We start from the raw sequence: 18,837 nt of genomic DNA on the forward strand, positions 1-18,837 counted from the left end.
TAATTATTATGCAAATTTGGTGTAACATTTTCAAAAAAACTGCTACTAATGTTACATAAGCATAATAGATAAAAAACTTAAAAACTACTAAATGAAGAAAATTTTTATGTCTATCTTATTTGCAGGATCAGCGTTATTTGGTCAGCAAATAAAATTTGATGAGTATACTCTACCAAACGGATTGCATGTTATCCTTCATCAAGATAATTCTGCTCCAGTTATTACAACAGGTGTTATGTATCACGTAGGTTCGAAAGATGAGCAAGTTGGTAAAACAGGTTTTGCACACTTTTTTGAGCATTTATTATTCGAAGGAACAGAGAACATCAAAAGAGGGGAATGGTTCAAAATTGTTTCTTCTCACGGAGGTTCTAACAATGCGAATACAACAACAGATAGAACATATTATTACGAAACTTTTCCATCAAATAATTTAGAATTAGGATTATGGATGGAATCTGATCGTTTGCGTCAACCAATTATCAATCAAATTGGTGTCGATACACAAAAAGAAGTTGTAAAAGAAGAAAAACGTTCTCGTTTAGACAATCAACCTTATGGTAAATTTTCGTACGGAGAAGCAGTTAATCCTCACGTTTTCAAAAAACACCCTTACCGTTGGAGTGTAATTGGTTCTTTTGAGGATTTAAGTAATGCGAAATTAGATGATTTCAAACACTTTAGTCAAACTTTTTATGTGCCAAACAATGCTGTATTAGTTGTTGCGGGTGATTTTAATAAAGACGAAGCAAAGAAATTAATTGAGAAATATTTTGGTGTAATTCCAAGAGGAAAAGATGTTGTGAAAACGGTTGTAAAGGAAGATCCAATTACATCAGAAATTCGTGCAACAGAATATGATGCAAATATTCAGATTCCTTTATTGGCGATTAATTATCGTACGCCAGATAACAAATCAAAAGATGCTTATGCATTAGAAATGTTATCAAGCTATTTAACAGGTGGAAAATCATCAGTTTTATATAAAAAATATGTTGACGAGAAAAAAGAAGCATTACAAATTTTTGCTTTCAATCGTCAAATGGAAGATTACGGAATTTATTCAATCGGAATTTTACCACAAGGAGAAGTTTCTTTGGATAAATTAGAAGGAGATTTACAACAAGATATAGAAAAAGTTCAAACAAATTTGATTTCTGAAGAGGATTACCAAAAAATCTTAAATGGAATTGAAAATAGTTTTGTGGCTTCAAAATCGGGTGTTCAAAACATTGCACATGCTTTAGCGGATGCTTATATGTTGGGCGGAGATACAAATAAAATCAACGAAGAATTGAAAATTTATCAATCTGTAACAAGAGAGGATATTCGTAATGTTGCTAAAAAGTATCTAAACAAAAACCAACGTGTAATTATTCATTATTTACCAGAATCTAAAAAAGCTGCAAAATAAAAAACAACCGAATTATGAAAACAAAAATATTATCTCTTGCAATCGCTTTTATGGCAGTTAGCTTAAATGCACAAGTGGCGATTCCAATGCCAAAACCAGGTCCAGCACCAACGGTTAATTTAGGAAAATCGAACGAATTCAAATTAAAAAATGGTTTAACAGTTATCGTTGTTGAAAATCATAAATTACCACGAGTTTCTGCGACATTAACAATCGATAATCCTCCATTTGCATTAGGTGCAAAAAAAGGAGCAGAGTCTTTGTTAGGCGAAATGTTGGGAACAGGAACAAAAACAAAATCCAAAGATGATTTCAATAAGCGTATTGAGTTTTTAGGTGCTCGCGTTAATTTTTGGGAAGAAGGAGCTTCTGCAAGTTCTTTGACTAAATACTTTAACGAGATTTTTGGTTATATGGCTGATGGAGCTATGAATCCAAACTTTACCGAAAGTGAATTTGCTGATGTTAAAAAACGTTACATCGAAGGTTTAAAAGCTGACGAAAAATCTGTAGAAGCTGCAGCATCTCGCGTTTCGAATATATTAGTTTACGGAAAAAATAATCCTTTCTCAGAATTTGATACACCAGCCCAAATTGAGAAAATTACATTGCAAGATGTGAAGGATTACTACAATACCTACTACAAACCAAACAATGCTTATTTGATTGTTGTTGGAGATATTTCGACAAAAGATGTAAAAGCATTGGCGGAGAAAAACTTTGATTCTTGGCAAACAGGAAAATTAAATATTCCAGCATTTCCAAAAGTAGAAGAAGTTACAAAAACGGAATTAAATGCGATTAACATGCCGAATGCAGTGCAATCTGTGGTTTCGGTTTCGTATCCAGTTCAGTTGACAAAGAAAGATCCAGATTATTATGCAGCGTTAATTGCGTCATCTATTTTAGGAGGAGATTTCAATTCAAAATTGAATATGAATCTTCGTGAAGCGCATGGTTGGACATATGGAGCACGTGGAGGAGTTTCTGATTCTCGTTACGTTGGGCGTTTCAATACTAATGCAACTGTTCGTAATGAAGTAACTGATTCTGCAATTGTTGAGACGATGAAAGAAATCAAAGGAATGACGTTAAACAAAATTGATCAACAAACGTTGAATGATGTAAAAGCGAAATTCTTAGGAAACTTTATTTTGACTTTAGAAAGTCCTTCTACAGTTGCGAGTCAAGCTTTAACTAAAAAAACAAATCAATTATCAGATAGTTTTTATGCAGATTATATCAAAAATATTAATGCAGTAACAATTGATGATGTTTTACGAGTTTCGAAAAAATATTTCCGTCCAGATCAAGCAAAAATCAATGTAACAGGGAAATTAGAGCAAATTGCTCCAGCTTTAGAAAAATTAGGCTACCCAGTTAATTATTACGATTCTTTCGGAAATAAAATAGATAAACCAACTTCTGGTGCAAAAACTACAACAGTTACTGTCGCTCAAATTACAGATAATTATTTTAAAGCTATTGGTGGTGCGGACAAAGTGAAAGCTGTAAAATCGATTGCTCAAAAAGGAAAAATTGAGACAATGGGAATGAGTGGAGATTATGCCATAAAAAATGCGGCACCTAATAAAACTGCAACTGAATTCACGATTATGGGAATGACTATTAAACAAGTTTTTGATGGTCAAAAAGGTTATATGTCTCAAGCAGGTCAAAAAATGGATTTACCAGCAGATATGACAGCTCCTTTGTTTAAGACAAATTCATTATTTACACCTTTGTCAGAGGGTTATAAAACAGCTAAAGTAGAAGGAATCGTTTCTGAAAATGGAGTTGAGTATTATAAAGTTGTTGCTGCTGATATTGATCGTACTGATTTTTATGATGTAAAAACAGGTTTGTTAATGAAATCTGAGCAAAAAATGAAATCTCCACAAGGAGATATGATTGCAACGACAATTAACAAAGGATATAAAACGTTTGATGGAATATTAATGCCTTCTGAAATGATAACGGAAACAGGTCAGCAAACGATCAAAATTGTTATTGATACAACAGAAATTAATAAAAACGTTTCTGACACAGATTTTAAATAAACAATTCTTTTAAATATTTTTCAAATTAAAAAGGTAATCCGAGTTTTTGGATTGCCTTTTTTAGTTTTATAAAATATAAGCTTCTTCTAAGAATCTATTTAATATAGATTTCTCTAACGTCTAGGTTTTAAAAATTATATTTAATGATTATTAAAACCAAAATAAAAAAGCTCACCTTTCGATGAGCTTTTAACATTTATAATATTCAAAGAAATTAATCTTTTGATTTTACATGGTAAACTTTGTTTTGGAAATACCAAGCTGCAATAGATAAAACTAACATTGCGACTGCTGTTGCAGGAACCCAAAATGGAATTGGAATTGGATCTCCGGCTGCGTATGAATGTAATCCAGATAAGTAATAGTTAACGCCAAAATACGTCATAATTACTGTCCAAACAGCCCACATTGCAGCGATGTTAAAAGTTAATTTCCCTCTTAATCCTGGAACTAAACGCATGTGTAAAACAACTGCATAAACAATTACAGAAACGAAAGCCCAAGTTTCTTTTGGATCCCAAGACCAGTAACGTCCCCAAGATTCGTTTGCCCACATACCACCTAAGAATGTACCAACAGTAAGTAAGAAAATTCCAATTGTTAATGACATTTCAGAAACGTAAGTCATTTCTTTTAGTGAAATTTCAATCTTTTTATTTGGTTTAATCATCATGATAATTAATGAGAAAACTCCTAAAATAGCACTTAATCCAAAGAAACCATAAGATGAAACGATAATCGCAACGTGTACAATTAACCAATACGATTTTAGAACTGGTACTAATGGTGTAATTTGTGGATCTAACATAGAACCTCCGTGCGCAAATCCCATCATAATTACAGCAACCATAGCTCCTGTTGTTGGAATAAATGCGTTTCGGTTTTTGTATAATAACAATCCAGCTAAAACACTAATCCATGAAATAAATACAATGGCTTCGTAACCGTTAGACCAAGGTGCGTGTCCCGTTAAATACCAACGAACACCAAGTCCTGCGGCTTGTATGATAAAGACAATAAATATTAATCCCAAACAAACATTGATAATTCGATGCAGTGCTTTGCTTTCTGAAAATAACTGAATGAATGATAAAATCATTAAGACTCCACCAACCATACAATAAGCAATCATCACCCAAAAGAAAACGTTGTATTTATTGTATAACACCTCAATCTCAACTTTTGTTGGAGAAGGCACAACATTTTTACCCCATTTTTGTTGGTATTTATCGATATAATCTACTGCATTATCTGCAGGCGTCCAATTACCATTTTCTAATCCTTTCGAAACCATGTTAAAATAAACACTAATCATTCCAAGTGCCATTGTATCGATTTCTACAGGATTTTCTTGTGTTTGATAAATCCAAGAAGTCCAACGCTCTGAAGGATCATTCTGAACTGGAATTATTTTTAATTGATAACCTTTTGCAGTTTGATCTAAAATATTGAAACGCTCTGTAACTTTAATCACTTCCTCATCAAATTTAGAACGCTCTGAAGGTTTTCTTGAGAATGCTTCGTTATAGGCTTTGTCTAATTTGAAACGAGTCGTTTTTGGATCAATCAAATTCATTAAAGATGTGTAACCATCTTCGTTTGCGCTTGTAATCTTCTTTAAACGATCACCTCCTTTATCACCAACTTCAATCATTGGAGCATTTACCCAATAAGCAGGATCTAATTGCAAAGAAATAAACCATTTATTGGCAGATAATCCGTGAAATTTATCTTTTTTGTAAACTTTTCTAAGAATTTCTAAAGCTTGCGTATTAACAGGTTTTATACGTCCTTCGATATCTTGTGTAAGTAAATGACCAAATTTATCAGCGTGTTCGTCCGGAATTTTTACATTCTTTGCTAATTCATCTCCATCAGCCATTTTTGTAGAAAAACTACCAATGTGTTCTGATGAATGAACATTACCTTTTTCCGAATCAGTCTGAATTTTTTGATGTCCATTTTTTCCTCCATCAGTAGTACTAGGATTTTGAGCAAATGCTAATCCAGAAAGTAAAAATAGTGGAAGTAAGATATTTACTTTTTTGGTATGTAAACTTTTTAATAAAGAGTTTAATTGTGTAAAACGAGTTCCTTTCCAGAATAATGAAACAAACATTCCTCCAAATAATAAGAAGTATCCTAAATAGGTAATGTTAGTTCCCCACCAGTCTTGGTTAACTTGTAAAATAGTTCCGTCTTCTGTTGGGAAATAACTCGATTGGAAGAAACGGTAACCTTTATAATCCATTACATTGTTCATATAAATGTGATGTTTTGTTTCTTTTCCTTCGTCGATAACTGTAATGTTAGATTCGAAAGAAGAAGGATTTGTAGAACCAGGGTAACGATCTAAAATAAAGTCATCTAAACGAATACTAAATGGAACTTTTACTAATTTAGAACCGTAACCTAACGAAATATTCATTCCGTCAATTTGTACGTCAGCAGAATAATTTGTGACACCTTTTCCTCCAACAATTGTTACTGTATCGCGTTTATCACCAACAATAACTTCGGCTCTAATTGCACCAGGAAGATTTTTTTCTTCTGCTTTAAATTTAGAACCTTGTCGATATAAAACTTCACCTTTGAAAGCCGGATTTGGAACTACAAATTGCGCTCCGTTGATTGTATATAACGAACGTAATTTTAATGGAGCAGGGACATTAAACTCAACTTTTCCAGCACCTTCTTGCAATTTCTGCATGTCTGTAATTTGTCCAACTTGTTGTCCAGCCATTTGCACATATTCTCCTTCGAAAGGCGATTTGATAACCAAATTTTCTCCTTCTCCAGTAATTTGTACCGCACCATCTTGTGGTCTATTGTACGAAACTAAAGTTCCATTAACACTTTTGATTTCACCATTTCTGATGAAAACAGAATTACGTCCAGTTTGTCCAACTGTCACGATTTCTAAAACATTAATTCCTTCTTTTTTTCTTACAACTGTATCTAAAGCGTGAGGTACGTAATCAAAAGTTTTTAATTTAATGACTTTATCTTTGAACTGATATTCACCTTCAAAGTGTCTACGGAACAAAGAACTTGTACTATCTTTTCTGTCAAAATACGTCATGTTGTATTGATGATTATCGTATGCTAAACGTTGTGTACCATCATCAACCATCATCTTGAAATAAGATTTGTACGATGTAATTTCGTTACTTGTTCCTCCTTCTGGAATAGGCATTTCACCCTCGAAACTGATGTAACGAGTAATTCCTCCTCCAATAAAAATAAACAAAAATGCTAAGTGGAAAACCAATAAAGGCAATTTTTCCTTTGACCATAATCGGTATCGTTTGATATTCATTAAGAACAAAACGATCAACCAAATCATTAATACCTCAAACCACTTTGCCTCGTAAATAACAGCTTTTGCAGTAGCCGTATCGTAGTCATTTTCAATGAAAGTGGCATAACCCATGGCGATTGCGTAGATGAATAGCAAGACCGTCATGGTTCTGGTAGAAAATAGATATTTTTCTAATTTACTCATTACTTATAATTGATTTACAAAAATAGGTGAGTTTATCAGATAAAGCATTAAAACTTAAATGATTTTTATTAGAATCAATGAGTTAATAGAATGTTAAATATATTGCACCGAAATTGATTTTAAATATGTGAAAAACATACTATTAATCAGAAATGTTTATAAAAAAGTATTTTCTTCAAAAATAATTTGTTAAGAAAATATTTAGAAATATCAAAAACATATCTTAAAAGGAATAACTTTTGTTAAAGCACAATAACCAATTATAATGATATGAAAAAATTAACTCAAATTTTATGTGCTGGAGCTTTCATTTTTGCTTTAGCAAGTTGTCATAACAGCAAGGCTGTTGCATACCAAAAAGATAATGGTACAGGCGGTTATACCGAAGAAAAGGTAAACAATGATACGTATATTGTTAGTTTTGATGGAAACGAATACAATAAAAAAGACAAAACGTTTGACTATGCTTTGTTGAGAGCAGCAGAAATTGGTCAGCGTAATAATTTTGATTATTTTGCAATTTTAAGTACGGTGAACGATAAAGTCTTGGAAAAAAGTAACAGCTATACAAAGTTAGATAATAATGATACGTGGCTGAAAGTACAATATTTCAAAAACAGTAAACCAATAAAATTTCAAACGGTTTATGAACCAGCTGTTGTAATAAAAGATTTGCATAAAAAATATAAAATTAAATAAGGATACAAACCACTCATTTGAGTGGTTTTTTTTTTGAATAAATTAACATTTTCGATGACACAATGTGGCGTTTTAACTTCTCAACTTTGTATTATGTTCGCATTGATAGATTGTAATAATTTTTACGCCAGTTGCCATCGTGTTTTTCAACCGAAGCTTCTTCATCAGCCAATTGTAGTATTGTCTAATAATGATGGTTGTGTAATTTCGCGTTCTGCCGAAGCGAAGTTAGCTGGAATTCCAATGGGTGCGCCTGCGCATCAATTTCAACGTATTTTTGAACAGAAAAAAATCAAAGTTTTTTCGTCAAATTATCAATTATATGCGGATATGAGCAATCGTGTAATGTCGATTTTATCGTTGTATTCGCCCGATCAAGAAATTTATTCGATAGACGAATGTTTCTTAAAATTGAATGGATTTGATCGTTTTGATTTGAAAAATTACGGATTAGAAATCAAATCTAAAATTTATCAGTTTACAAAATTGCCAGTTTGTGTTGGAATTGCACCAACTAAATCCTTGGCGAAATTAGCGAATCATATTGCGAAAAAATTTCCAGAAGTTCATCAAGGAGTTTATGTTATTCAGACTCAAGAACAAATCCATAAAGCGTTAAAATGGTTAAATATCGAAGATGTTTGGGGAGTTGGTAGACGAATGTCACGACGTTTGAGAATGATTGGTGTCAATAAAGCGTTGGACTTTGTACAATTAAAAGATGATTTTCTTCGGAAAGAATTTTCGATAGTAGGTTTGCGTTTGAAAAAAGATTTGTTAGGTGAAGCGGTGTTAGATTTAGAAGCGATTTCGGCAAAGAAAAGTATTGCAACGACGCGTAGTTTTGAAGAATATACCAACGATTTTGAATATGTAAAAGAGCGTGTTGCTACTTTTGCGGTTTCGTGTGCAGAGAAACTTCGGAAACAGAATTCGTCTTGCAATTTGGTTACAGTTTTTATTCAGACCAATAATTTTGATAGAAATAAACCGCAATATTACCGTACAATTTCGGTCCATTTACCTTACGAATCGAATTCAAGTATTACGTTGTCCAAATTTGCAATTAAAGCGTTTGAGCAAATTTATAAAGATGGTTATGAGTACAAAAAGGCTGGAGTAGTGGTATCTGGAATTGTTTCGTCAGATCAAAAACAATTATCGCTTTTTGAAGAAGAAAATCCAAATCATCCAGATTTGATGAAAGTCATCGATTTGTTGAACAAAAAATTTGGTGCAGCAAAAATAAAATTAGCTTCGCAAGATTTGAATAAAACGTGGAAAATGCGTCAAAATAATTTATCACCTTGTTATACAACGAAGTGGAAAGATTTGTTGGTGGTGTATTAAATGATAGAAAAATGAATGGAGAGATAAAAATGTTAGACAAAGAACTCAATCTTTTTGTGATAAATACAGATGGTGAGAAAAAATATATTCCGAATTTTGGTCATGTAAATGCTGGATTTCCTTCACCTGCAGAAGATTTTGTAGATGATAAAATAAGTTTGGATGAACGTTATTTAACGCATCCCGAATCTATTTTTTTGATTGTCGTTGGTGGAGATTCGATGTATCCTGTTTATCAAAAAAATGATATTTTGGTGATTCGGACAGATCTTATTCCGTTGCATCATGATGATATTATTGTTTCCGTTAATAATGAAGATTATACGTTGAAACGTTTTGATAAAATAAACAATAAATTAATAGCAATAAATCCAAATTACAAAGATTGTGTACAAATACACGAAAATGATGAGGTGGTTATTTTAGGTGTTGTGGGTGTTTTGGTACGAGAAAAAACGAATAGAATTTAAACCTTTGTTGTAACTTTTTTATAAAACATGCATCTTAATAGTAAAGATATGATGTTATGAGAAAATTTATTTTATTGTGTTTTGCAGTGATGTTGGTACAATCTTGTGTGACAATTTCAACTGTTTCTAATGTGTCAACGAATGCGTCAAGATATTTGAGTATTGATGGAATTTATAAAACAGAAGGAACAACATATTCGGCAACAAAAGTGATTAGACGAAATAATAATCAAATCGTTTTGGACTTTACACAAATGCAAGGAGAAGTTTATTATTTCTTGAAAACAAATCAAGATATAGAACTTGAATTAGATTATGAAGTGAAACAAAAAAATGGTTTAATGGATTTCTCGATAGTAGATTATACAGGAAAAGAATTAACTCAAATAGGTAGTGCTTCGAAAGGAAAAATGAATAAAAAAGAATCTATTCATTTAGAATCTTATAAAAGTTATAGAATCAATTTTAAAGGAGATGAGTTTAAAGGAAAAGTATCTGTTCAGTTAAATAATAAATAAAAATAAATAAGGTCGAGTTTTACTCGACCTTATTTATTTTTATTGAAATGCTCCAATTGTAGGAGTTGTTCCTCGTGGTTGTCCATTGTAATCTAACGGATATTGTTGTGCAAAAGTTACTTTTCCTTTCCCTTTTGCTGGCGATTCGTTTTTCACCGCTAATTTATTTGCAAAATATTCTGTATTTTCAAACATCGGATCCAACGTAATACTTGCCAAGAAATTTGGCGCAGTTGTGACATTTAACGTTGAAGTATCTACATTATGAATAATATTGGTATCAAATAAATAATTGAAAGCCGCACCATCTTTTTTATCCAATAAAATAGCATTCGGCGTATTATCATTATAAAAAATACAATTCCCGAAGGTTGCTTTTGTTAAAGCCGAAACATTTTTATCATTGTTTTCATTACTCAAGAAAAGTGAATAAGCTGGACCAGCACCTGTCGCAAAATGGTAATAATTGGCAAAAGTAGAATGATAAAATTCGTACGAACCTCCATATTCTATTGCTAAAGTTGCCAAATTACTATTATTCATCACTAAATTGTAACCTGTAATTGTAGCGTTTGTAGCTAAAATTCCATACGATTGATTATTGACAATTTTGGCGTTACTAATATCTAATTTCGAGTTATTTACGTGTAAACCAGTATCCGCACCAATAATTTTTGTATAATTGATTTTCGATGTACTATTTGGAGCTAATTCGATTTTGTTCCATTGATCAGGAATCGAATCGTATTTGTTGTCATGACGCGCCGAACGAAATTTTACTTCTTCATTCAAAGCTCCATTCACAGTAAGTTTTGCATTGTTTCCAATTGTTAAACTTGCTCCTTTTTTGAAATAAACTTTAGCTCCTTTATCAATTGTTAAATCACTTGTAACCGTTAAATTTCCATCAATTACTTGGGCTTCGTTCACATTCCAATTTGCAGAAGAAATTGTAGCATCTTTTGTATGAATTTTAGCTTTTTCTATCCAAGAAAGTAACTTAATTTTTTTAGAAGAATTAGTTGTTTCAAAATTAATTTCGTCATCGTAAAGTGGATTAAGAGGCGCTTCTTGTGCATTTACTTCAACAAAAATAAATAAACTATCTTTTTTGCGAATCGGTACATTTTCGAAACTTGTTCCTGCTTTTCCGTCTACATTTATATTGAAAAATGAATTATTTCCACGTGTCAAATATATTTTTGGAATTACGCGATCATCATTCTCAGGATTATAAATTTTAAGAAGATAAGTTTCAGATTTAGAAAAATTATATACGGTATCTACGGAAACGGTATCTTTGCTAAAACGCAATTCAGAACTAATAGGATCATAGTCAAAATCATCGCGACAAGATTGAAAACCAATCAAAGAAGCAATACCAAGTCCGGCGATTAATGTTTTTACGTTCATAAAGTTATGATTCATTATATAAGTTTAAACAGCAAATAATAGGTTTTATTGTAGATGGACAAAGATAAAAATTAGATTTTTATGAATAGATTCACCAAAAATATTTGTACGAATTACTAAAATGTTTATATTTGCACCACGAAAAATGTGTACAAGAAGTGCAGGTTTAATTTTAAGAAGCCCATTACACTCGAAATTAAATTTGCTTAACGTATTGTTTTAAATGTTTTTTCAATAAAATTGATTGTAACATTCTGTAAATAATATTATCTTTGCACTCCAATAAAGTTAACAAAGAAGATTAAAAAAATGAAAAAAGATATCCACCCAACAAATTACCGTTTGGTAGCATTCAAAGATATGTCTAACGAAGATGTATTCATCACAAAATCTTGTGCTGATACTAAAGATACATTAGTTGTTGACGGAGTAGAGTACCCATTAATCAAAATGGAGATTTCTTCTACATCTCACCCATTTTACACAGGTAAATCTAAATTGGTTGATACTGCAGGACGTATCGACAAATTCAGAAGCAAATACGCTAAAAAAGGATAAGAATAGGCAACTATTTGCAATCTTTAAAATATATCAAAAACCTACAAGAATTTCTTGTAGGTTTTTTTAGTTTAATCAGGTTTTAATTATAAATTTGTAACGTTATATTAACACAAAAAATAGTTAACTCACATGTCTTTATTCGACAATACACAGTTTGCTTTCGAATCGAAATCAGATAAAGATTTAAAGAAAGCGTATTACTTATACAAGTTAATCGGAAGCCCCGCATTGACAAGTTTTGGAACTAAGTTTTTTAATTTACCATTTGCGGTAGATATCCCATTTGTAAAACCTGTAATTCGTGAAACAATCTACAAACAATTTGTAGGAGGAGAAACGGCAGAACAAGGTGTGGTTGTCGCAAATGAATTATTTAAATATCACGTAAGTTCTATTTTAGATTATTCTATCGAAGGATTAACAGAAGAAAAACAATTTGACGAAGTTCGTGACGTTATGTTACACTTGGTTGATTTAGCAAAATCTAATCAATCAATTCCATTTGTAGTTTTTAAACCAACTGCATTTGGTCGAATCGAATTATTTGAAAAAGTAGGAAAGAAACAAACGTTAACTGCAGAAGAAGAAAAATCTTGGGCAAATATTCGTCAACGTTTCGAGGCTGTATGTCAAAAAGGATATGAGTTAGATGTTAATATCATGGTAGATGCAGAAGAAACTTGGATGCAAGGTTCTGCAGATGATTTGACTGACGAAATGATGGTGAAATATAACACAAAGCGTGCTTTAGTTTGGAATACGTTGCAAATGTATCGTCATGATCGTTTGGCTTATTTGAAAGAAATGTATGCAAAAGCAGAACGCGAAGGATATTTCTTAGGATTCAAAATTGTGCGTGGAGCATATATGGAGAAAGAACGTGCACGTGCGCAAGCTGAAGGTTATCCATCTCCAATTCAACCAAACAAAGAAGCTTCGGATAGAGATTATAACTTAGCGTTAGAATTTATTGCTTCTCATCATGAACGTTTTGGTTTATTCGCAGGTTCGCACAATGAAGAAAGTTGCGAATTGTTAATCAAATTGATGAACGAAAACGGAATCGAGAAAAATAATCCAAATTTTTGGTTTGGACAATTATTCGGAATGAGTGATAATATTTCATTCAACTTGGCGCATTTAGGATACAATATTGCTAAATATTTACCATATGGACCAATCAAAGAAGTAATGCCTTACTTGGTTCGTCGTGCGCAAGAAAATACATCTGTTGCAGGACAAACTGGACGAGAATTGATGTTGATCGAAAAAGAATTAGAGCGTCGTAAAAAATCGAAATAATCGTGTTTTTATATCAAGCAAAAATCCACTCAATTTGAGTGGATTTTTTAATTAATTATTATTTTTCTTGATTTTAATCTTGCCTTTATGTTCGTGATACATCATACAAGTTGCTTTATTTTCTAACTCTTTGCATGTTTTTTCAAAATCATAAATAACACTTACTATTTCACCTTCTTTTTTGTCCGAAAGCATTTCATTATTACAAACCAAATAATCCTCTTTATCATCAACACGAATGTAAGTTCCTGTACAATCTCTCACAATTGTTCCTGTAAATAATCGATCGTGTTTGATATTTGTACTACAAGAAGATAGGGCTAAAGTAAAGAGAGTAGTTAATGTGAAAAGTAGTTTCATATTTTGATAAATTAATAATCATAAATATAAAGTTTTTTATAGAGTAAATAAATAGAGCTTAACTATTTTAAAAACTTTTTTCATTAAAATTTAGAATAACCAACATCATCGAATCTTGTAAAGAAGTCACTTGATGAATAACTTTTGGCGGAAGAATATATTCGTCAAATTCTTTTAGATTGACAATCTCAATTTTTGAGTCAATTTCTATTTCACCTTTCAACATCAAAATTTTTGCATTTACAGGTAATTGATGATCGATTAATTTCAAACCTTTTTTCAGTCCAAAAGCAACAACACGCGTATCATCATTTCTGAAAATGATTTTTATAATTGGTTTTTCCGATTCCGAAATCTGATCTAAAATGGCATGTAACATAATGATAGTTTTTGAATTCTCTTAAAATTAGTATTAATTCTTCAAACTGTCTGAAAATGAAATATTAATAATTTGTGAAATTTTAAGCAATGGTAATCTTCATTCTTAACACAAAAAAATGTTTAACTTGCGTTTTTAATCCTATAAAATGACAATTAATTATTTTGCCGAAATTATTTTACCCCTTTCATTAAATGGAACATTTACGTATCATCTTTCTGAAATTGATTTACAGCAAATTAAAGTTGGTCAGCGTGTTTCCGTGCCTTTCGGAACGCAAAAATTATATACAGGAATTGTACATTCTATTCATCAAAATGCACCAGAGTTATACAAAACAAAGGCGATTCATGCTTTTTTGGATGACGTACCTTTGGTCACGCAAACACAAATTAATTTTTGGGAATGGATGGCAAATTATTATATGTGTTCGTTGGGTGATGTTTTCAGAAATGCTTTTCCTTCTGCGTTAAAATTAGAATTTCAAACTTTTGTTCGATTAATTAATCCAAATTATGAAACAATTGAAGAATTAAATGATTATGAATTTTTAGTTTTTGAAGCATTGAAATTAAGAGAAATAATTTCGGTTGAAGAAGCAGCTTTAATTGTGGATGAAAAATCAGCAATTCCAACACTTAAATTATTAATTGATAAAGGAATTATTCGATTAGATGAAAAACTTAACGAAAAATATACGCCAAAAATTGATAATTATGTCAGATTACATCCTGATTTAAAAGGAAATGAAACTGCTTTTATTGAGATTTTAAATCAATTAAATAAAGCGCCAAAACAGCGCGAAACTTTGTTGCAATTGATTACATTAGAGACGCAATTACAAGAAAAACCGCTAAAAGTGGCAGATTTTGTAAAACAAGGAGCGACAAATGCAGTACTTAAATCGTTAGCAGAAAAAGGAGCGGTCGAAATTTATCAACATCAAACTTCTCGTGTAGAAGAACAGGAGAAAGATGTAACTGAGATTTCAGAATTGACATTGAAACAAACTGCTGCTCTAAATCAAATTAAAGAAGATTTTAAAGATAAATCGACTGTTTTGTTGCATGGTGTAACATCAAGTGGAAAGACAGAAATTTATCTAAAATTGATGGAGCAAGTAATTGCGAAAGGAAATAAAGTGTTGTATTTATTGCCAGAAATTTCGGTCACAACGCAAATTGTTCATCGCATTAAAAAACATTTTGGAGAAAGAGTAGGAGTTTATCATTCGAAATTCAATCAAAATGAACGTGTCGAATTGTGGCAAAAAACCTTGAATGGTGATTTCGATATTATCATTGGTCCACGAACAGCGTTGTATTTGCCTTTTGATAATTTGGGAATGATTATCGTCGACGAAGAGCACGAATCGTCTTACAAGCAGATGGATATAAAACCATTTTTTCATGCACGCGATATGGCGATGTTGCTTGGAGGAATGATGAACGCAAAGGTTTTGTTAGGTTCGGCGACGCCTTCGGCTGAAAGTTATTATAATGCAAAAAATAAAAAATATGGTTATGTCGAATTAACGGAACGTTTTGGAAACATAAAATTGCCCGAAATTAATTTGGTTGACCTCAAAAAAGCGCAAAAGGAAAAAGAAATTACAGAAGATATTTCACATACACTTCGTGATGAAATTTTCAATCAATTGCATCAAAAAAAACAAGTCATTTTGTTTCAGAATCGGCGTGGATATGCACCGATTATGGAATGTAATACGTGTGGTCATACGCCCGAATGTCCAAATTGTGATGTCAGTTTAACATATCATAAATTCTCGAATCAACTAAAATGTCATTATTGTGGTTATGCGCAAGCGAAACCCTTGCGTTGTCCAAGTTGTGGTTCGCACGAATTGAATACAAAAGGTTTGGGAACGGAGCAGATAGAACAGCAAGTTCAAACGATTTTTCCTGATGCAAAAGTTCGAAGAATGGATGTAGATTCGATGCGCGGGAAATTTGCTTACGAAAAATTAATTGAAGATTTCGAGAATAAAGAAATTGATATTTTAATTGGAACGCAAATGATTACAAAAGGTTTTGATTTTGGAAATGTTAATTTTGTTGGTGTTATTCGAGCGGATTCTTTGTTGAATTTTCCAGATTTTAGAGCGCACGAAAAAGCATTTCAATTGTTAACGCAAGTTTCTGGTCGTGCAGGTCGTAGACAAGAGCAAGGAAAAGTATTGATTCAATCTTTTCAACCTGAACATCAGATTTTGCAAAATGTTACAACTTACAGTTATGCGCCAACGATGAAGGATATTTTGTATGAGCGCAAAGAATTTTTGTATCCGCCTTATTCTCGGTTAATCAAGTTGCGTTTCAAGCATAAAAATAAAGAACGTTTGGATAAAACAGCGGCTCAATTGGTTGTTTTGCTTAAACCAAGTTTTGATGCAAAATGTTTACTTGGTCCTGAAGCGCCTTCGATTGGACGAATCAATAATTTGTATATCACAGATGTGATGATTAAAATTCGACCAAATCAATCACCTCAAAAAGTAAAAGATTTAATTCAATCAAAAATAGATCAACTGCATACAATTGCGGCTTTTCGCTCTGTACGAATTGATGTAGATGTAGATCCAGTTTAAAATAAAAACCTCCCAAAAGTTAACTTTTGGAAGGTTTTTTTGTTAAGATTCTAGGCTTCTTAAATATTGTTGTTGCAAAGATCGACGTCTACCTTTCATAAATAAGAATAGATTTAGCATTAACATTATTCCTAAATAAATGGCGAATCCTCCAATTTTTGTGCTTAATCTTACAATTAAATCTTCGGTTGTTGCGATAGAAGTCATGTAAACAATTAGCATGGCGAAACCAATATTCAAAAGATAAAAACCAATTTTGAACAATGAATTTGTTGCGCTTGCAATATCTTCTTTTTGATGAAAAATATCGTACATAAATATTTTTCCATTTTTGAATAAAACGTTAGAAACTGCGATTGTCATTAATATTGCCACTGGTAAGTAAACCAAATATGCAATTAGATTGTAATTTGTCATAATTTGTTGTGTTTAAGTGTTTATTTTTTTGCTTTTTCTTGCGATATAAATAATCGATAAATTAATAAAATGTAATATTCCGAGAATTAATAATATAAATCCAATTTTGTAGGACAAGGACGAAAACATAATGGTAATGGAATCAACTCGCTCCCAATTTTGTAAACTTATTGCCGAAAATCCAAGATTGACCAAGTAATAACCAATCAATAAAAGATTATTAATAGATTGACAAACAGAATGATTGTCGATTAAATTTGTCAGGTATATAAAACCAATTTTATACACTTTCCAACCAACAAAAATGGTGATGTAGAAAGTAATAATTAGATAAATGATATACGAAATAATATTATGCATATTGAATTTTCAATAATTTTTGAAACTTATAATTCAAAAAAATACGAATTGATTATTTCATCAAATTCGTGATTTTTCCTACCAACCAATGTTCATCAGACTTTATGGCAAGGTCCATTATATTATTGATTTTTGTCGAAACAGAAGATAAATCTTGTAACAATTTTGCAAATTCTTTTGCATCATCAGATTGATCGTCAATGTTTTTTAATGATTCTAAAAAATCAATTACCGGCTCTATTTCACGCTTTCTGCGTTCTTTTGTAATTTGTTTGAACAAATACCAAACATCTTTATCGGCAACAAAATATTCTTTACGTTCTCCTTTTATCAATTCTTTTCTCACAATTCCCCAATCCATCAAAGCACGCAAATTCATGTTTGCATTTCCTCTCGAAATTTGCAGTTCTTCCATGATTTGATCAGTAGAAATTGGTTCGTTGTACGTTAATAATAATGCATGAACTTGTGCCATTGTGCGATTTATTCCCCAATTAACAGCGAAAGTTCCCCAAGTTTGAACAAATTTTTCTTTTGATTCTTCTAATTTCATTGCAATTATTATTTACACAAATATATATAAATTTCTAAACTTTCAAAAATTATTGAAAATTAATTTTAAAAAATATTTCATTAACAGATTCTTAGATAAATCTTAAACTTGCTTGTAACATTTTTCTGATAATTTCGACTTATCTGTTATCTTTATTGAAATTTACAACAATCTATGATATCTATTCGAGATTTAAATAAATCCTACATAATGGGAAAAAATAAACTTCACGTACTCAAAGGAATTAACCTTGAGATTGCGGAAGGTGAATTTGTTGCGATTATGGGATCTTCGGGTTCAGGGAAATCAACTTTATTGAATATCATTGGGATGTTGGACGAGCATGATACAGGTATTTATGAATTGGATGGCGTTAGAATCGAGAAATTAAACGAAACTAAAGCGGCTAATTATCGAAACAAATTTTTAGGATTTATTTTTCAATCGTATAATTTAATTGGTTTCAAAAATGTCTTAGAAAATGTTGCCTTGCCGTTGTATTATCAAAAAGTAAAACGTTCGGATCGAAATAAAATTGCGCTTAGTTATCTGGAGAGAGTAGGGTTGGAGCCTTGGGCTACTCATATGCCAAACGAACTTTCGGGTGGACAAAAACAGCGTGTTGCAATAGCGCGTGCTTTGGCTGCAAAACCAAAATTGTTATTGGCAGATGAGCCTACGGGAGCATTGGATACGAAGACGTCGCAAGAAGTAATGCACTTGATTCAAGAAATTAATGACGAAGGTAAAACTATTGTAATGGTGACGCACGAAGATGATATTGCAAATATGTGTAAACGTATTGTTCGTCTGAAGGATGGTGTAATAGTAAGTGACGAAAAAGTAGAACAAGTAAGAGTTTAATGAT

General features: G+C 31.7%; 16 protein-coding genes. 10 read left to right on the top strand and 6 right to left on the bottom strand.

Features of this window, described 5'->3' with window-relative positions:
* Positions 1 to 91 precede the first annotated feature (91 nt).
* Positions 92 to 1,414, top strand: coding sequence for a M16 family metallopeptidase (locus FH779_RS04610; protein ID WP_180906235.1), 1,323 nt, complete (start codon positions 92 to 94; stop codon positions 1,412 to 1,414).
* Between the two features lie 14 nt (positions 1,415 to 1,428).
* Entirely contained in the window at positions 1,429 to 3,474 is a 2,046-nt protein-coding gene (locus FH779_RS04615; protein WP_244958025.1) for a M16 family metallopeptidase, read from the top strand.
* Between the two features lie 214 nt (positions 3,475 to 3,688).
* Here FH779_RS04615 and ccsA read toward each other — a convergent pair whose 3' ends face one another.
* The gene (gene ccsA / locus FH779_RS04620) at positions 3,689 to 6,979 is read right to left on the bottom strand and encodes a cytochrome c biogenesis protein (protein ID WP_180906236.1); all 3,291 of its coding nucleotides are present in this window, start codon (positions 6,977 to 6,979) and stop codon (positions 3,689 to 3,691) included.
* 270 nt (positions 6,980 to 7,249) lie between these two features.
* Between ccsA and FH779_RS04625 the strand changes: the two genes are divergently transcribed.
* From FH779_RS04625 to FH779_RS04640, 4 genes are all read left to right on the top strand, one after another.
* Entirely contained in the window at positions 7,250 to 7,678 is a 429-nt protein-coding gene (locus FH779_RS04625) for a CC0125/CC1285 family lipoprotein (RefSeq protein ID WP_180906237.1), read from the top strand.
* A 93-nt stretch (positions 7,679 to 7,771) separates the two neighbouring features.
* Positions 7,772 to 9,028, top strand: coding sequence for a Y-family DNA polymerase (locus FH779_RS04630; RefSeq protein ID WP_180906796.1), 1,257 nt, complete (start codon positions 7,772 to 7,774; stop codon positions 9,026 to 9,028).
* An 11-nt stretch (positions 9,029 to 9,039) separates the two neighbouring features.
* On the top strand, positions 9,040 to 9,498 hold the full coding sequence (locus FH779_RS04635) for a LexA family protein (protein WP_180906238.1): 459 nt from the start codon (positions 9,040 to 9,042) through the stop codon (positions 9,496 to 9,498).
* Positions 9,499 to 9,554: 56 nt separating this feature from the next.
* Positions 9,555 to 10,016, top strand: a complete 462-nt coding sequence (locus FH779_RS04640; protein WP_180906239.1) for a hypothetical protein — start codon at positions 9,555 to 9,557, stop codon at positions 10,014 to 10,016.
* A gap of 39 nt (positions 10,017 to 10,055) precedes the next feature.
* Here the strand turns inward: FH779_RS04640 and FH779_RS04645 are convergent, their stop codons facing one another.
* Positions 10,056 to 11,444, bottom strand: a complete 1,389-nt coding sequence (locus FH779_RS04645; RefSeq protein WP_244958026.1) for a hypothetical protein — start codon at positions 11,442 to 11,444, stop codon at positions 10,056 to 10,058.
* Positions 11,445 to 11,738: 294 nt separating this feature from the next.
* On the opposite strand from FH779_RS04645, the gene FH779_RS04650 reads away from it, so the two are divergent.
* Both FH779_RS04650 and FH779_RS04655 read left to right on the top strand, forming a co-directional pair.
* Positions 11,739 to 11,987 carry a type B 50S ribosomal protein L31 gene (locus FH779_RS04650; protein ID WP_180906240.1) on the top strand — a complete coding sequence of 83 codons (249 nt, stop codon included), beginning with the start codon at positions 11,739 to 11,741 and terminating at the stop codon, positions 11,985 to 11,987.
* Between the two features lie 132 nt (positions 11,988 to 12,119).
* Positions 12,120 to 13,292 carry a proline dehydrogenase family protein gene (locus tag FH779_RS04655; RefSeq protein WP_180906241.1) on the top strand — a complete coding sequence of 391 codons (1,173 nt, stop codon included), beginning with the start codon at positions 12,120 to 12,122 and terminating at the stop codon, positions 13,290 to 13,292.
* Positions 13,293 to 13,343: 51 nt separating this feature from the next.
* Here FH779_RS04655 and FH779_RS04660 read toward each other — a convergent pair whose 3' ends face one another.
* Positions 13,344 to 13,652, bottom strand: coding sequence for a hypothetical protein (locus FH779_RS04660; RefSeq protein ID WP_180906242.1), 309 nt, complete (start codon positions 13,650 to 13,652; stop codon positions 13,344 to 13,346).
* A gap of 67 nt (positions 13,653 to 13,719) precedes the next feature.
* Positions 13,720 to 14,031, bottom strand: coding sequence for a cupin domain-containing protein (locus tag FH779_RS04665; RefSeq protein WP_180906243.1), 312 nt, complete (start codon positions 14,029 to 14,031; stop codon positions 13,720 to 13,722).
* A gap of 148 nt (positions 14,032 to 14,179) precedes the next feature.
* Between FH779_RS04665 and priA the strand changes: the two genes are divergently transcribed.
* Entirely contained in the window at positions 14,180 to 16,639 is a 2,460-nt protein-coding gene (gene priA / locus FH779_RS04670) for a replication restart helicase PriA (protein ID WP_180906244.1), read from the top strand.
* A gap of 42 nt (positions 16,640 to 16,681) precedes the next feature.
* On the opposite strand, the gene FH779_RS04675 is transcribed toward priA, so the two are convergent.
* Both FH779_RS04675 and FH779_RS04680 read right to left on the bottom strand, forming a co-directional pair.
* Entirely contained in the window at positions 16,682 to 17,056 is a 375-nt protein-coding gene (locus FH779_RS04675; protein WP_038335690.1) for a membrane protein, read from the bottom strand.
* Positions 17,057 to 17,468: 412 nt separating this feature from the next.
* A complete protein-coding gene (locus FH779_RS04680) occupies positions 17,469 to 17,969 on the bottom strand; it encodes a GbsR/MarR family transcriptional regulator (protein ID WP_180906245.1) in 501 nt (166 codons plus the stop codon).
* Between the two features lie 174 nt (positions 17,970 to 18,143).
* Here FH779_RS04680 and FH779_RS04685 point away from each other — a divergent pair, with 174 nt between their 5' ends.
* On the top strand, positions 18,144 to 18,833 hold the full coding sequence (locus FH779_RS04685) for an ABC transporter ATP-binding protein (protein WP_135836687.1): 690 nt from the start codon (positions 18,144 to 18,146) through the stop codon (positions 18,831 to 18,833).
* The last annotated feature ends 4 nt before the right edge of the window (positions 18,834 to 18,837 follow it).

The sequence above is a fragment of the Empedobacter falsenii genome (assembly GCF_013488205.1).
Classification (GTDB): domain Bacteria; phylum Bacteroidota; class Bacteroidia; order Flavobacteriales; family Weeksellaceae; genus Empedobacter; species Empedobacter falsenii_C.

Bases quoted from the DNA above. Each gene is read 5' to 3' on its own strand.
- FH779_RS04610 (WP_180906235.1), top strand. From the start codon at position 92: ATGAAGAAAATTTTTATGTCTATCTTATTTGCAGGATCAGCGTTATTT.
- FH779_RS04615 (WP_244958025.1), top strand. From the start codon at position 1,429: ATGAAAACAAAAATATTATCTCTTGCAATCGCTTTTATGGCAGTTAGC.
- ccsA (WP_180906236.1), bottom strand. From the start codon at position 6,979: ATGAGTAAATTAGAAAAATATCTATTTTCTACCAGAACCATGACGGTC.
- FH779_RS04625 (WP_180906237.1), top strand. From the start codon at position 7,250: ATGAAAAAATTAACTCAAATTTTATGTGCTGGAGCTTTCATTTTTGCT.
- FH779_RS04630 (WP_180906796.1), top strand. From the start codon at position 7,772: ATGTTCGCATTGATAGATTGTAATAATTTTTACGCCAGTTGCCATCGT.
- FH779_RS04635 (WP_180906238.1), top strand. From the start codon at position 9,040: ATGAATGGAGAGATAAAAATGTTAGACAAAGAACTCAATCTTTTTGTG.
- FH779_RS04640 (WP_180906239.1), top strand. From the start codon at position 9,555: ATGAGAAAATTTATTTTATTGTGTTTTGCAGTGATGTTGGTACAATCT.
- FH779_RS04645 (WP_244958026.1), bottom strand. From the start codon at position 11,444: ATGAATCATAACTTTATGAACGTAAAAACATTAATCGCCGGACTTGGT.
- FH779_RS04650 (WP_180906240.1), top strand. From the start codon at position 11,739: ATGAAAAAAGATATCCACCCAACAAATTACCGTTTGGTAGCATTCAAA.
- FH779_RS04655 (WP_180906241.1), top strand. From the start codon at position 12,120: ATGTCTTTATTCGACAATACACAGTTTGCTTTCGAATCGAAATCAGAT.
- FH779_RS04660 (WP_180906242.1), bottom strand. From the start codon at position 13,652: ATGAAACTACTTTTCACATTAACTACTCTCTTTACTTTAGCCCTATCT.
- FH779_RS04665 (WP_180906243.1), bottom strand. From the start codon at position 14,031: ATGTTACATGCCATTTTAGATCAGATTTCGGAATCGGAAAAACCAATT.
- priA (WP_180906244.1), top strand. From the start codon at position 14,180: ATGACAATTAATTATTTTGCCGAAATTATTTTACCCCTTTCATTAAAT.
- FH779_RS04675 (WP_038335690.1), bottom strand. From the start codon at position 17,056: ATGACAAATTACAATCTAATTGCATATTTGGTTTACTTACCAGTGGCA.
- FH779_RS04680 (WP_180906245.1), bottom strand. From the start codon at position 17,969: ATGAAATTAGAAGAATCAAAAGAAAAATTTGTTCAAACTTGGGGAACT.
- FH779_RS04685 (WP_135836687.1), top strand. From the start codon at position 18,144: ATGATATCTATTCGAGATTTAAATAAATCCTACATAATGGGAAAAAAT.